A 14,713-nucleotide genomic window follows, 5' to 3' on the forward strand; every position below is an offset into this window, starting at 1 on the left:
GGTGCCGCTCGAAGCGAGCCAGACCGAACCGGGACTCTGGGTCAACGGAGATGTTCCTACCGATGGTGCGGGGGTACATGCACTAATCATCGGAACCAGTCGCTACGACCATCTGGTCGATGGGAGAAGCCCGGCTCCGGAGACCTATGGGTTGGGACAACTGAGCGCTTCGGCGCTGACGGCGTACCGCTTCTTCATGTGGTTGCGGGACGTCTACATCTTGGATGGTTGGCCCATTGCGAGGGTGCGACTGGTTCTGTCGCCGCAGCGCAAGGGCGTCGGAAAGGCCACGAGCGACGAACTGGACAACTGTGATCCTGGCGTGTGTCGGCATTCGCCGGAGGCGACCTTCGCCAACTGCAAAAGCGCTCTGGAGAACTGGTACGCGGATATGGAGGCTTTGAGGGCGCCAGCGACTGGGCGCAGCCTCTTCATATTCAGCGGACATGGAATGGAGCGTCGGCAGAATTACCAAGTCCTACTGCCGAGTGACTATCTGCGGCCGCCGGGCCGGCCCGTCAACGAGGCGATCAGTACCCCGAACGTCTCTGATGCTCTCTCTTATCTGCCGCGGGTTTCTTCCCACGTGCTGCTGCTGGATGGCTGTCGCAATGACATCGACAAATTGCGTGGTGCGAGCGGTGCGAAGATCCTCAACGACGAGCAAGCCGTTGCGATCAACCCCCTTTACGAAAAGGGGGCACTTTACGCGACTGCGTCAGGCCTAAGAGCTTATTCGCCGAAGGCCGGCGGTCTATCGCTCTTCGGACAGGCTCTGCTGGACGGACTGAAGAACCAACCAGAGCCTCTGCTCGACGAGACCCCGATCGAGCTCACCCGTCGAGGTGCCGTCGCTACCATCGAAATCAACCGGCTCGGGAGTTATATGAAGGGGCGCGTGGCCGCCCTTATCAAAGCGGCAAATGAAAGCGTCATTCAGATCGTGCGATCCGAGGTCGCCTCCTCGGATCCGGGCAGCCCGATAGAGCTTGCACAGTTCCCACCCGAAGCGCCAGTGCTACTGGAGGACAGGTTCACGTTGGATTCAACGCGGCGACCGCCGGTCCCTGCTGCGAGTCAACCTGCCGATTGGTTTCGCGAGCGCTATCAAGCTGCCCGCCCGGCCCGCGTGCCGCCCGCTGACGCCGATCGCGTCACACAGATCAACCGCTTTCACACGATGTTTGGAGCGGAAGCCGTGACGTTCCCCTGGCTGGACACGCTACGGGTCGTGGGGCTGTCAACGGGCCAGTCCTTTGATCACCGCGGCGTTACGCTTCTATCGACAGCACAGGCTTTAAGGACCTCACCCCTACACCGTGTAAAGATTGCCCTCCGTGTCGATCCTAATGACCCGATCGGACATGTATTGACGATAGATGATCAGAACGGCCGGCGCTTCTGTTGCGTGCTTCCCAGCGATATCGACAAACGCACCTTCCATATTGAGATCGACGCCGAAGGTCGCAACTACATTAACTTTGCAGCCTACCTGGCGTCCGAGAACGACGGGCCCACTGGGACCATCGCGGGTGCCTGGGAGCAATTGCGGGCGCGAGACCCGCTCTCGGCCGCCGACGGCCTCCGGGCGAATGGTACCGAAGAGTTTCTGAACCAGACGTTCCGCGATGGAGAGGAGACGCTTCGACAGAAAATGCGCGCGCCCCTTGCGGCAACGGTGGCTGCCGTCGTGCTTCCGCGAGATGTCAAAGCGCAGTCTGCCGTTCACCTCGGATGCGTTTGACCGCGCGTCCGACATTGTGAGCGACATCGTGCGCGGTCGTCTGCAGTCTGATGAGCGCACGCGGCGGTCCGCCAAAGCACTCGCAGGTCGGCTGGATCAAGTAGCGCCGTTCTTCCGCGATGCGGGCCTCTTCTGCACCTTTGGTGGCTTCCCGGCCGAGTGGAGTCCTCAGCTACTGCTCGGTCCACACCACAAGGTGGCGCGTCAAGGCGAGCGACGGGAGACCGGAGACTAAGTCAGGGACGGAAATGACGAAGAAACCGGATGAGCTTCACCTACCGGCCGATCAGGACGAGCCGCTGTTTTTCAAGGCCGAGGTTCCGCCGAAGACGTCGGACGACCGCCATTTTCTAGCGCTCAACTCGCAGTTCGATCGGCCGGGTTTGAACCGTCACGGAGGCAATGGTGACGGTATGCCGTTTTTCGTCTCAGGTATTAGCGGCGTTGAGGAAGGTTCCGAAAACGCCATGCGCGTTCTGGTTACGTCCGGAAACGCCATGTACGAATCCGATGTGGAGCGGCGGCTGACCTCGCTCCAAGCGGCCGTGGAGCTAATGGAGGCCGTCAAGGACGATCAAAACGCTGCCGCTACCATCGCCGATCAAAAGGGAATGGTGCTTGGTTCGTTGGCGGGAACACTGATGGCGCGGCGCGAGGGAAATCCGGAGCAGAACCGCCGGGACGCCATCGACTACTATCGTCGTGCCTTGCAGCACTTTATCGATCACGATGACGGTCCCAATGTCACCAAAACCAAATACAATATGGCGGATGCGTATGCTGCCGGCGTTTGGTCTGACGACCGCAGCGATGGCAGGCTGGCGCTGAGCTATCTGCGCGAAGCCATCACAGAGACCGCACCGTCTGCCGGTGGGTTGCTGGGCCTGTATGCCAGGTTGAACTTCGCAAGCTTCGCCGGGCGTTTCGCCGAAGTTGGTGAGGGCGCGACTCTCGTCGAGGAAGCTATCGTCTATCTCAACGAGGTGGTTGCGGCGACCGCAGACATGAAGGACCGGCGTCTCCAGTCGGCTGCCTTGAACACGCTCGCTGCACTTTATGAAAAGCGCCAATACGGCGATCGCCGGAGCAATCTGGAACGCGCCATAAAATGCCTCGAGGCAAGCCTCGAGCTGCGACCCAAGGAGGAAGTGCCTGACGACTGGAGCCTGACCAATTCCAACCTGCTGTCGATTAAGCGCGCATATGCGCGGGAGTTCTCAGATGTCGGCCTGGAACATGCAGATGACGAATACCTGGTGCACCGAGAGCAACGGATTTCCGACCTTGAGAAGCAAGGTAGGCCCCTGCTTGTCGCCGACGAGCAGCTCGGCCTAGCGAGAAATCTGGTCTTCGGTTCCCGGCGGGACAACGCTCGGTTTGAACGCGGGCGCGAACTGATCACGAGCGCGTACGCGACATTTGGGGAGCGGGGCGCCGTATCAGAAATGGTCGACGCCGTGCACCTCCTACATTGGGCCGATCTCAGGCTTGAAGACCTAAGCGCCGCAGCTTTCCATGGATGGCAGGCCCTCGCGCTCTCCGCGGATTTGGAAGAGGGCGGTGTCGAACGCGTCCGCGAGATTTCGCGCAGTCTCAAAGGGCTGGATGCGCGTGTGGCCATGTTGTTTCTGTCGGCTGGAGAAACAGCAGCGGCATTGGATGCGCTCGAGTTTGGGAGGGCGCGGTTCCTGCGCTCGGCGCTTCGTCTGAGGACCTCGAATACAGATGTCCAGGCACGTGCGGCTCAGGCGCGGGCGAAACTCATCGCGATCGAGCGTGAAGTCACGCGATCTGACAATCCTCCGAGCGAACTCTTGGAGGCGTTTGTCAAGGCACGCGAGGAGCTCACCGCGCTCGGCCAGATCGGCGGCCCGACGGCACCAGAGATCGGCGACAACCTCTTTTTGCGCACGTGGCGCGTCGCTGAGCGGTTGATGCAGACCTACCGCGCGCTGATCATCCCGGTATTTGACAACGGCCGCCATGCGATCGCGGTTCTGGCTCTAGAGGGAAAAGACCTCCGCGCTTCCGTTGTTTTCGGAGACGACGATCTCCAACCGGCTCTTGAACGCTGGAATGCCGCGGACTGGGGGGATCCGGTGGCACGAAAGACCACGATCGATGCCCTGATGACGGATGTCTGGAACACATTTGGGGTCTTTGCCGTGCAGGGGCTGATGCGGCGCGAGGTCCCCTTTGGGTCGCGGGTGGCGATTGTCCCACAAGGTGAGTTTGGTCAATTGCCACTGACGCTTGCGCGCCATCAGGAGAGCGGCTCGGTGTTGGGCGACATGTTCGAGTTTTCGGTCGCTCCCAGTATAGCTGCTCTCGATAGTTCCGTTTCAGATCCGGAGATCCCAACCCTCGCCGCGATCATCAATCCTACCGAGGATTTGCCCTTTTCACCCGTCGAGGCGATCAATTGCCGGGCTGTGTTCGGCTCCCATGAGACAGCGAGTACTTATTTATTCGGCGTCGATTGCTCGAAGAATACCGTTCTGAACGCTCTGCAATCGCGAAGCCATTGGCTCTTTTCGGCGCACGGGTCCTTTGACCCTGTCGACGTGCGCAGATCAGGATTGCAGTTGGCCGGAGGCGAGTTTCTGTCTCTCGACGATCTATTTACACTCGTCCATCTCGCGCAGCCGCGGTTGGTAATGCTCTCCTCATGCGACACGGGCCACCATTTGGTGGGATCGGCCTCGGACGAGTTTATTGGTCTGCCGCTAGGATTCCTGCAATTGGGCGCGGGGGGCGTTCTGGCCACGCGCTGGCCCGTCAGCGACGTAGCAACGGCATTGTTCGTGTCCGCTTTCACGACGAGTCACATATTGAATCGGAATCGTCCCGCGTTCGCGCTTCAGGACGGTCAACATTGGGTGCGTGAGGCAACTGTCGAGCGACTGCGGCCGATAGTGGCACGACTCATTGCCGACAACATTCCGCCAGCGACGCGCTCCGCGCTGCAGGAGTTCGATCGGACGCTCGCCACTCAACCTTCCTCTTTGAAGATATTCAGCCACCCCTATTATTGGGGCGGCTTCGTTCTCTACGGCGCATAAGCGTCAAGAAGTCGTGCTGCATCACAATGGCCCAAACGCTGGCATCTGGGTCTTCATGCGCGTTCTCAAGACACTACGGGCTCACTTGAAATCCCGTGTCTTCACCTGATCGGCTCCCGGCTTCCCCGCAGCGTCACCATGATGTCGCTATTTTTTCCGCCGTGGAAGAGGTGATCGGGCGCGGACGACTGCGGCCACCACGTCGAGGTAAGCAAGAAGATTTTCCACGGTAGGATCAGTTGCGTATATCCGGCATCTTTCGTCGGCCGATAGTCCGATGCCGATGACACAGGGTTGGTTGGTTCGTTCAAGCCTGGCATCGATGACCTGGTTGGGTCTCGCAGCTCCGCGCCGGCCGTACCTGCTCCAATAGCGGCGGAATGGATCGTCCTTCTGCCAACCCTTAAGACTGTCGTCGCGAGAGAACCGCGGACAATCAGCCGAGCAGACCAGGGTCAAGTCCGTGTGCAATCGGTCGAGTATCGGTCCCAAAAAGTAGTCCATATTCTCTTGCGACATCGGCTGGTCCGGAGCAGCGCGCAAGGCAACTTCAATCAGGTTCACCACCTCCGTGGCATCGAGATGTCGAAGAGAAGCCGACAGGAGGTATGCGACCATCGCAACAAAAGGTTCCTCATCGCCGCCAGTCTTGGTCCACTTAGAGAATAGGTAGATAAAATTGAACAATACCATGGTCAGGGCACCAGACGCGTCATGCACGTCGTCGCCTCCACACCACGGGCGTTCGTCGATATCACCATGGGCGAATTCGTTGGCGACCAGCGCGATGCGTTCCATTGGACCGATGTTCAAGGTGTCCCTGACAGCCCAAATTGCTCGAAGCTGTTCTATGGAGCTGTATTCCATTAGATTGAAGTAGCGCTCTCTGATCGCCTCGAGCTTTCCGGCTAATGACAGTCCGCCTTGGAAGAGCCGCAGAACAGTCGAGGGCTGGCGCGATAGCATCCGTTCAAGTTCTGCTCGGTCCCAAAGGACGATCACTTGTTGAGGGTGACTGGCCTGCCAATCCCGTACCCACTGGATCGTAGGGCTGGAAAAGCGAGAGTTCGTCGCGATGATCAGTCGCTCGACCTCAGGGTATGCGGTGACGTTGTTGCAGGCGTTGACGACCGCTTCCTTCTCGACGGTAGCGCCCCGGCCCTTGCATTCAACCCACCATTGGTGCCTCTCCATGCGGCCTGCATCATCGGGTAAATAGAATGCTGCCTCGATATCGCGTCCGCCGTCTGCCGCACCGCCGCCGACGCCACCAACCCGCCATTCCAGGTCCTTGGCTCCCAGCCCGTCCAAAATCCAATAGACGCACTCCTCGAGGCGGTAACCCTTGAGGTCGTCGAATGGAATTTCCGTCGCGAGAACCCAAGACTCGGACTCTGCCTCCATGTCGCTACTGACCTTCCGAGCGAGTTTTTGCCCGAAGCAGGTACACGCTCAAAGCCGACGCCACCGTTACGACCAGCTCAGCTTCCTCGAACTGGGGCTCCCTTCCCTCTCGCAAATGCCTTCCTTGTTCGGAGGCAAAGCCCCATAACTTATGAACGGCTTCATCCAGGGGTTTTGGGAAATTTAGCTTAGCTATGATCGGTCCCAAGGTGCTGGTCGTCGCGGTGTATTCGCGGGCTACACATTCCAGCGCCGCCAAAGCATGTTGGATCGAGCCCGACACATCTGGCTCGGGCCGCCTAGAAATATCCTTGAGAGCCTCGTGAACTTCATTGGCCGCCGTAGGAGCACCTGCTGAACGCATCGTCTCGACTGCATGGGCCGTCGATAGCTCGAACGCCTCTGACCCTCGGACCATAATTCGGCCGTCCTCCATCTTCCAGCCGATCCCATGCTCACGAAAAACATCGTTCACCCGGGTCTGGAATCGAGAGGCGGCTTCCCAGTCACCACGGTCATGAACAGTCTGATGGATCTTTTCTGCTAGGTCATAGATGCGGAACCATGGCGCTTCATCAATGAGCGCTTGGACCTCGCCCTCGATATTGCCAGGTGACCAATTGCCTAAGTCCGGGCGCCGTAGCATCACGCCGCAAACTATGTCGCGCATCGAGCCAGGGCCAAAACCAACGTCGTAGGCTAGTACAAGCACCGCATCTCGAATTGCAGGCGGGGCGTCTTCGCGAAGCTGAATCTCAGCGTCAGGCGCGCGGTATCCGAAGCGGTCTGAGAACCTGCCAGCATCGCTGCCCTTCATTGCTTCTCCTCCTTCCTATGGTCCGATCAGTTTACATTACTGCATGTAAGAACTCGATCACCGCAATCGGGAGCGATCGAGGTGAATAGGGGCCGGAACAAGAGCTGTTCAGAATCTTGCGCTAAGGCCGAACGGAAAGTGAACGCCCGGATGTTCGCTGTGGATACGCCATTTGCCTCCTGTACCGCTAGGCTGCTTTGGACAGAGGCTTGGCCACTACCGTTCTAGCATGGAGTGGAAAGTGGCCCGACGTGCGCTTCTCAAAGAACACGAACGAAAGACGCTACTCGACATTCCGATCGACGAAGACAGTCTGATCCGCCACTATTCTCTTGCGCCTCCCGATTTGCTGGAAATCCAGCTACGGCGGCGCGAACACAATCAGCTCGGCTTTGCGATCCAACTCTGCTTGATGCGTTATCCCGGCCGGCCACTGTTGGCTAACGAGGTTCCTCCGAAAGCTATGCTTGACTATGTTGCTGGGCAAATAGCAAGCTCGACCGCATTCAGGTTGTATGCCCGTCGTGAGGAGACCCGCAGCAATCACATTGCTCATCTCCTAGGGTATCTACGGAAGCGAAACGCAACTGCCGAAGATCGGCGTGCCGCATTGCTGACGGCAATCGAGAGGGCCTCAACAACAGACGCCGGTGCTTCGATTGCTGGCGCCATCGTGGCGGAGTTCCGCAATCGAAATTCGCTGCTCCCGGCAGCCAACATTATCGAGCGGATGGGGATCGCGGCTCGCGCTATCGCTCGTCGGCGTGCGGAAAAGACGCTGATCGAAGGCCTTTCGTCTGATAGTCTGCAAGACCTCGACCGTCTTCTGGTGGTTGGCCAAACGATCGGGCAGACGCGCTTTCATTGGCTGCGATCAGCGCCAGATGCGCCAAGTGCCTCAAACCTGGTCGGGCTGACCGAACGTATCGCCTATCTGCGGACGTTGGAGATCGATCCGAAACTGCAGGTCCGCATATCATCGGGTCGCTGGGACCAGATGATCCGTGAAGGCAATGCTACGCCGGCCTGGCTGGCTAACGACTTCAATGCCAGTCGTCGACACGCGCTGATCGTGGCGCAGGTCATCAAACTCAGCCAGAAGCTCACCGACGATGCTGTGACGATGTTCATCAAGCTGATGGGAAGGCTGTTCTCTCAAGCCAGCAACCGCAAGAAACAACGGCACATGGATTGCAGGCCCGATACCGCCAAGGCGATGCGCATGTTCCTCGACACGATCACTGCCCTGCAATCGGCGAACGACTACGGCCAGAATGCATTGGAGGTTCTCGATCAAGAAGTTGGCTGGCACCGGTTGCTCCGAATGAAGCCTGAACTTGAGTCGATGGTCGAGGACAACGAGGCATCGCCATTGACCTTGGCAGCCGAGCAATATGCGACCGTCAACAAATATACCGGTGCGTTTCTGCCGGTGTTCACATTCCGCTCCCGCTGCAGCCGAGGAACTGAACGCCGAGATCAGCGACATGTATCCGCTGGTCGAGGTTCCTGACCTCCTGAGGGAGGTGCACGATTGGACCGTCTTTGCGGATCACTTCACGCATGTCCGCACGGGTGACTCTCCGCGGAATATCTCAGCCATGCTGGCCGGAGTTTTGGCGGATGCGACCAATCTGGGGCCGAAAAGAATGGCGAGCGCATCCAAGGGTATCAGCGCTCACCAGATCGGCTGGATGCGTACATTCCATGCTCGGTCGGAAACGTACCGCGCGGCGCAAGCGTGCATCACCGATGCGCATACCCGGCATCCGCATTCTCGACTTTGGGGCAACGGAACGACCGCGTCATCCGACGGGCAGTTCTTTCGCGCGAGTGATCGAGCCGCAAAGCGCGGCGACATCAACTTGCACTATGGCAGCGAACCCGGATCGAAATTCTACAGCCATCTGTCAGATCAATATGGTTACTTCAGCATCTTGCCCATCAGTCCGACCGAAAGCGAGGCGGCCTATGTGCTTGATGGGCTGTTCGATCAGGACACGATCCTCGACATTCAGGAACACTTCACCGATACAGGCGGTGCAAGCGACCATGTCTTCGGACTGTTCGCTTTGATCGGCAAGCGCTTTGCGCCACGGCTACGCAACCTCAAGGATCGGAAGTTCCACACCTTCGAGAAAGGCGATACATACCCGGCGCTATCGAACCATATCGGGGCACCGATCAATGCAACTCTGATTCTCGATCATTGGGATGATTTGCTCCATTTGGCGGCGTCGATCACGACGCGATCAGTGGTGCCGTCTACAATCCTGAAGAAGCTGTCAGCATGTCGGCTTCCATCTGGCGCCGCTGGCCGAGCGCATCCTGGACATGATCAAGCAAGGCGAGCGGGTCTATGCCGACGAGACCACGCCGCCGACCTTGGCGCCGAGCTTCGGCAAGACCAAGACCGCCTGGCTGTGGACCTATGCCCGGACCGATCGACCCTTTGGCGGCACAGCGCCGCCGATGGTCGCCTACCGCTTCGAGGACAGCCGCGGCGGCGACTGCGTGGAGCGTCATCTCGCCGGCTACAGCGGATTACTGTAGGTCGACGGATGGGGCGCCTACAACCGGCTCGCCGAAGCCACGCGCGCCGGCGGTCCGCTGACGCTTGCCGCCTGCTGGGCGCATCTGAGGCGCAAGTTCTATGAGCTGCACGTCGCCGGCCTCTCGCCTGTGGCGAGCGAAACCGTCGAGCGGATGGCGACACTTTGGGCGGTCGAGGAAGAAATCCGCGGCAAGGACACCGAGGCCCGCCGCGCCGCCCGGCCGGCTGAAGGGCCCAAGCTGGACGCTTACGCGGCATCGAGTATGTCGGCCGCCATATCTCTGATCGCGCCGAATGCAGGAAGCCTAGATGCTCAAGCTGTTTGAGATAAGGGTTCGCCCGCACCGAGAGGCGAAGCGAATGGGGGGATAGAACGGGAGTATGAAAAAGCTGGGGGCGCCGCTGGCTTTACGTTAGCCTGGCCGCCATGTCCGACGTTGCAACGTCCATCGTGTATCAACTCAAGGTGAGCTTGCGCGGCATCACGCCGATGATCTGGCGCCGGCTGCTCGTGCCTGCGGACCTAACGCTGTATGGACCACACCGCGTCGTTCAGATTGCGTTCGGATGGGAGGACTACCATCTCCATGCCTTCAAGCTGCACGGCGGCCGCTACGTAGGATGTGGACGGGCGAGCGCCACCGTGACGCGTCGGGCCGCGAGATCATGCTCGCCGATCACCAGCTGCGGGTGCGCCAGCGCATCCTCTACGAATACGATTTCGGCGATCTGTGGGAGCACGAGATCCGGGTCGAGGCAAAGCTCGAGCGCGAGGGCGGCAAAGCCTACCCGGTCTGCATCCGGCCAGCACTATCAAGACTTATTTCTTGCAAATGTTGCAATCGACATAACTTATCTTTGGATTCTTATTTCCCTCCCAGCGTACATCGGTAGATCCCTTGTCCTTATCGGTAACGGTAGCTGTCGAGGGATCGCCATTAGCCGTGTACCCCACAATCGCGCATTGTCCACTTGGTGCAGTGATGTGGATAGTATTTTCGCCAACCAGTTTTGCACTTCCCGTGCAGGTTCCCTGCAACTGAGTGCAGTCGCAGGCGAAGGCAAGGTTCGTTGTGGACACAAGAAGCAATATTGTGAGTTTCGTCGACATAGTGAAAGGCCTCAGTCTAAAGTTAAACTGGCAGACAGTACGAGTATAGATGTAAGAAGACTGCTGTGTCAACTGTCTTGTATATTGGTGCGTCGGTAGCGAGCCGGTCGGCCGCGAGACGCTGGCGCGGATCGTCGGGAGAAGCTGTCGCATTGATCTTCTGATAGACGACATTCGTGAAGAACTACGCGGCCGGCCTTACGACCTGGTCGCAATCGCGGGCGGCTGGAAGCACTTGACCCGCCCGGCCTATGCCGACGCCATCCGTGCCGCTGTCGGAAGTAGTGAGAAGGCGGCCGAGCTGACGCAATCCGAGGTGCTGGTGCTGATGTGGATCGCTTATTTTTGGGGAGCATAAGGATCTGTGTGGCAGAGCCGAAATCGGGGAGAATGCGATAAGGCTGGACAGTAGTTTTCGTCGAGGTCTGCCATTTTATGAAACCACCGCGCCGATCGAGCCGCCGTTCACCGTCAAATCCCGATAGCGCCCGTACTCCGGATGAGGCTCCGACAATCCTGCAGTTCCGCGTCTGGCTGAAAGCTCTTAGCCCGATGGCCAGAGTGGGGTCGGAACAAGAGCAGTCCGAAATCGTACGCTAAGGACGAACGGAGCATGAACTGTGCGTAGCCCGGATGTCCCGTATGTGATCCCTGTGGATTGCCATCGGAATGCACCTGTTTTGATTTCTTCGTCCGTCCGACTCGACAACGCTCCCGGCAGGTTTGTCGTGGATGGAGTTGGCCAATGGCTAAACGGAAGCTTCTCAGGGTTCAGGATCGACGAAAGCTTTTCGATATACCAGCTGACGAGGACAGCCTGATCCGACACTATTCGCTGTCATCGGCGGATCGTCTGGAGATTGAACTACGTAGGCGTGAGCATAATCGGCTCGGCTACGCCGTTCAGCTATGTCTGATGCGATACCCGGGCCGAGTACTGGCAGCAGACGAGACTCCGCCTCGCGCCATGCTCAGGTATGTTGCCGACCAGATCGGCGCCGACCTAGAAACATTTGCGCTGTATGCTCGCCGTGGGGAAACGAGGCGCGACCACACGGCGCGCTTGATGGTGTATCTGGGTACAAGAAGCGCGACGGCGCAAGACCGGCGAGCCGCGCTATTGGCTGCAATTCAGGCGGCCCAGATGTCCGACGACGGTGCTGCGATAGCGAGTTCTATTGTCACCACGTTTCGTGAACGCGGGTCTCTTCTGCCAGCGATCGATACGATCGAACGGATCGGCCTTGCCGCTCGCGCCATTGTTCGTCGACGGGCAGAGAGAGCGCTGATCGAAGAAGTTCCGCTCGATAAGCTTCAATCATTGGACAGGCTACTGGAGGTTGATCCGGCGATCGGCCAGACGCGCTTCCATTGGCTGCGATCCGCGCCAGAAGCTCCAGGCGCGTCAAACCTGGTCGGGCTAACCGAACGGATTGCTTTCCTGGGCAAGCTAGAAATCGCTCCGAAATTGCGGATGCGCATCTCGTCTGGACGGTGGGATCAGATGATCCGTGAGGGCAACGCCACGCCGGCATGGCTGGCCAATGACTTTAATGCCAGCCGTCGGCACGCGCTGATCGTGGCGCAGATTATCAAGCTCGGCCAGAAGCTCACCGACGAAGCAGTGTCGATGTTCATCAAGTTGATGGGTCGGCTATTTTCGCAAGCCAATAACCGCAAGAAGCAGCGGCACATGGACTGCAGGCCGGATACCACCAAAGCGCTACGCATGTTCCTCGACACGATCACAGCCCTGCAGTCCGCCAACAATCATGGCCGGAACGCATTGGAGGTTCTCGATCAGGAAGTTGGATGGCACCGGTTGCTTCGGATTAAGCCTGAGCTTGAGTCGATGGTCCAGGACAACGAGGCGTCGCCATTGACCTTAGCGGCCGAGCAATATTCGACCGTCAACAAGTATGCCGGTGCGTTCCTGCAGGCGCTCACGTTCCGCTCAGCGCGCCGCCACGATTCCCTTCTTGCGGCGATTTCGCTGCTGAAACGGTTCTATGCCGAGAAGCGGCGGACACTTCCGGATCGCGTCCCGGTCACCCACCTCAGCCAAGCTGATCGACGGCTCATCCTCGGGCAGGAGAAGCCCGATCGTCGTCTCTATGAGATTGCAACGCTCGCGGCTTTGCGAGACCGGCTTAGATCTGCGGACATTTGGGTCGACGGCAGCCGATCCTTCCGACCGATCGACGAGCACCTGATGCCGCAGTCAACTTTCACCACAATGAGGGAGGAGAATCGCCTCGGACTGGGCGTCCAAAGTGACGGCGCGCAGTGGCTTGCCGAAGCGCGGCAGATGCTCGACTTCAACCTGAAGCGCCTTGCGCACAGGGCACGATCTGGGAAGCTCGAAGGTGTTCGCCTTGAAGCTGGTACCTTGATCGTCACGCCGACCGCCGGCGAGGTTCCCGCTGCAGCCGAGGAACTGAATGCCGAGATCAGCGAGCTTTATCCGTTGGTCGAGGTGCCGGACCTCCTGCGGGAAGTTCACGACTGGACCGGCTTTGCGGATTGCTTCACGCATGTTCGCACGGGTGACACTCCGAGGAATGTCTCGGCCATGCTGGCTGGCGTACTGGCCGATGCGACCAACCTTGGTCCGAAACGGATGGCCAGCGCGTCCAAAGGCATCGGTGCACACCAGATTAGTTGGATGCGCACCTTCCATGCTCGGTCAGAGACCTACCGCGCGGCCCAGGCCTGCGTGACGGACGCACACACCCGCCATCCGCATTCTCGCCTTTGGGGCAATGGTACGACGTCATCATCTGATGGCCAATTCTTCCGAGCAAGCGACCGAGCCGCAAAGCGCGGAGATATCAATCTACATTACGGCAGCGAGCCCGGATCGAAGTTCTACAGCCATCTGTCAGATCGTTACGGCTACTTCAGCATCTTGCCCATCAGCCCGACCGAAAGCGAGGCTGCCTACGTGCTCGACGGACTATTTGATCAGGACACGATCCTCGAAATACAGGAACACTTCACCGACACCGGCGGCGCGAGCGATCACGTCTTTGGGCTATTCGCTCTGATCGGCAAGCGGTTCGCACCGCGACTGCGCAATCTCAAAGATCGGAAGTTCCACACGTTCGAGAAAGGCGATGCATACCCGGCGCTGTCAAACCATATCGGGGCGCCGATCAACACCACCCTGATCCTCGATCACTGGGATGATCTGCTTCATCTGGCGGCATCGATCACCACCCGTGCCGTTGTGCCCTCGACGATCTTGAAGAAGCTCTCGGCATCTCCGAAGGAAAGCCAACTGGCGAAGGCTCTTCGGGAACTCGGCCGCATCGAGCGGTCGCTCTTCATGATCGAATGGTACTCGAGCTCGACGTTGCGCCGGCGCTGCCAAGCCGGCCTCAACAAGGGCGAGGCAGCACACAAACTCAAGCGGGCAGTCTTCTTCCATGAGCGTGGCGAACTCCGCGACCGGTCGTTCGAAAGTCAGGCATTCCGCGCATCGGGCCTCAATCTTGTCGTCAGCGCGATCGTCCACTGGAACACGGTCTATCTCGACCGCGCGGTCACACAGCTCAAACAAGCGGGAAGGAACATTCCAGATCCGCTGTTGAAGCATATCTCGCCGCTAAGTTGGGAGCATATCAACCTGACGGGCATCTACACCTGGGACAGCGAGCAACACCTCCCGGAAGGCTTCAGGTCGCTCCGCCTCCCGGCTTGGCTACGGCGTGCCGCATAACGTTCCTGCTCCGTTCGACCTTAGCGTACGATTTCGAACTGCTCTTGTTCCGACCCCGATGTAGGCGATCAGCACGCGCGCATTCACCTGCATTTCGATCGACACATTCCCAGCACATATCGTCGCATCGACGTGATGCTCAAACATGTCGTCGAAATTGAGATGTATCGACATATCCGCGATTGTCGGCAATCCCCAACTCAGTGCGTCGCAAGTGCGACCGTCCGGACTGCGCCCCTCCAATCGGTCATTTCGACACCTCCCGCTTTCTCCCCAAAGCGGACATCAGGCCAGAGGCGT

The 14,713-nt window shown here is 58.9% G+C and carries 6 protein-coding genes and 4 pseudogenes; 8 read left to right on the plus strand and 2 right to left on the minus strand.

The window, feature by feature from the left end; all coding sequences use genetic code 11:
- Nucleotide 1: 1 nt before the first annotated feature.
- Both ABMA59_RS26255 and ABMA59_RS26260 read left to right on the plus strand, forming a co-directional pair.
- A complete protein-coding gene (locus tag ABMA59_RS26255; RefSeq protein ID WP_349008337.1) occupies nucleotides 2-1,744 on the plus strand; it encodes a caspase family protein in 1,743 nt (580 codons plus the stop codon).
- A gap of 248 nt (nucleotides 1,745-1,992) precedes the next feature.
- Nucleotides 1,993-4,806, plus strand: a complete 2,814-nt coding sequence (locus ABMA59_RS26260; protein ID WP_349008338.1) for a CHAT domain-containing protein — start codon at nucleotides 1,993-1,995, stop codon at nucleotides 4,804-4,806.
- 147 nt (nucleotides 4,807-4,953) lie between these two features.
- Here the strand turns inward: ABMA59_RS26260 and ABMA59_RS26265 are convergent, their stop codons facing one another.
- Nucleotides 4,954-6,210, minus strand: coding sequence for a restriction endonuclease (locus ABMA59_RS26265; RefSeq protein WP_349008339.1), 1,257 nt, complete (start codon nucleotides 6,208-6,210; stop codon nucleotides 4,954-4,956).
- Nucleotides 6,211-6,214: 4 nt separating this feature from the next.
- Nucleotides 6,215-7,027: an AbiJ-NTD4 domain-containing protein gene (locus tag ABMA59_RS26270; protein ID WP_349008340.1), complete on the minus strand. Its 813-nt coding sequence runs from the start codon at nucleotides 7,025-7,027 to the stop codon at nucleotides 6,215-6,217.
- Nucleotides 7,028-7,268: 241 nt separating this feature from the next.
- On the opposite strand from ABMA59_RS26270, the pseudogene ABMA59_RS26275 reads away from it, so the two are divergent.
- The 6 genes and pseudogenes from ABMA59_RS26275 to ABMA59_RS26295 form a co-directional block, all read left to right on the plus strand.
- A pseudogene (locus tag ABMA59_RS26275) lies at nucleotides 7,269-9,318 on the plus strand (Tn3 family transposase); the annotation flags it as partial.
- A 1-nt stretch (nucleotide 9,319) separates the two neighbouring features.
- A pseudogene (locus tag ABMA59_RS26280) lies at nucleotides 9,320-9,802 on the plus strand (IS66 family transposase); the annotation flags it as partial.
- Nucleotides 9,803-10,008: 206 nt separating this feature from the next.
- A pseudogene (locus tag ABMA59_RS37540) lies at nucleotides 10,009-10,188 on the plus strand (plasmid pRiA4b ORF-3 family protein); the annotation flags it as partial.
- A gap of 14 nt (nucleotides 10,189-10,202) precedes the next feature.
- The gene (locus tag ABMA59_RS26285; RefSeq protein WP_349008341.1) at nucleotides 10,203-10,475 is read left to right on the plus strand and encodes an IS1096 element passenger TnpR family protein; all 273 of its coding nucleotides are present in this window, start codon (nucleotides 10,203-10,205) and stop codon (nucleotides 10,473-10,475) included.
- Nucleotides 10,476-10,789: 314 nt separating this feature from the next.
- Nucleotides 10,790-11,038: pseudogene (locus ABMA59_RS26290) on the plus strand (SMC-Scp complex subunit ScpB); the annotation flags it as partial.
- A gap of 399 nt (nucleotides 11,039-11,437) precedes the next feature.
- Nucleotides 11,438-14,413 carry a Tn3 family transposase gene (locus ABMA59_RS26295; RefSeq protein ID WP_349008342.1) on the plus strand — a complete coding sequence of 992 codons (2,976 nt, stop codon included), beginning with the start codon at nucleotides 11,438-11,440 and terminating at the stop codon, nucleotides 14,411-14,413.
- The last annotated feature ends 300 nt before the right edge of the window (nucleotides 14,414-14,713 follow it).

It is taken from the genome of Mesorhizobium yinganensis, from assembly GCF_040081985.1.
GTDB classification, from domain to species: Bacteria; Pseudomonadota; Alphaproteobacteria; order Rhizobiales; family Rhizobiaceae; genus Kumtagia; species Kumtagia yinganensis.

Excerpts from the sequence above, each read along its gene's own strand:
- ABMA59_RS26260 (WP_349008338.1), top strand. The coding sequence starts at position 1,993 with ATGACGAAGAAACCGGATGAGCTTCACCTACCGGCCGATCAGGACGAG.
- ABMA59_RS26265 (WP_349008339.1), bottom strand. The coding sequence starts at position 6,210 with ATGGAGGCAGAGTCCGAGTCTTGGGTTCTCGCGACGGAAATTCCATTC.
- ABMA59_RS26270 (WP_349008340.1), bottom strand. The coding sequence starts at position 7,027 with ATGAAGGGCAGCGATGCTGGCAGGTTCTCAGACCGCTTCGGATACCGC.
- ABMA59_RS26285 (WP_349008341.1), top strand. The coding sequence starts at position 10,203 with ATGTGGACGGGCGAGCGCCACCGTGACGCGTCGGGCCGCGAGATCATG.
- ABMA59_RS26295 (WP_349008342.1), top strand. The coding sequence starts at position 11,438 with ATGGCTAAACGGAAGCTTCTCAGGGTTCAGGATCGACGAAAGCTTTTC.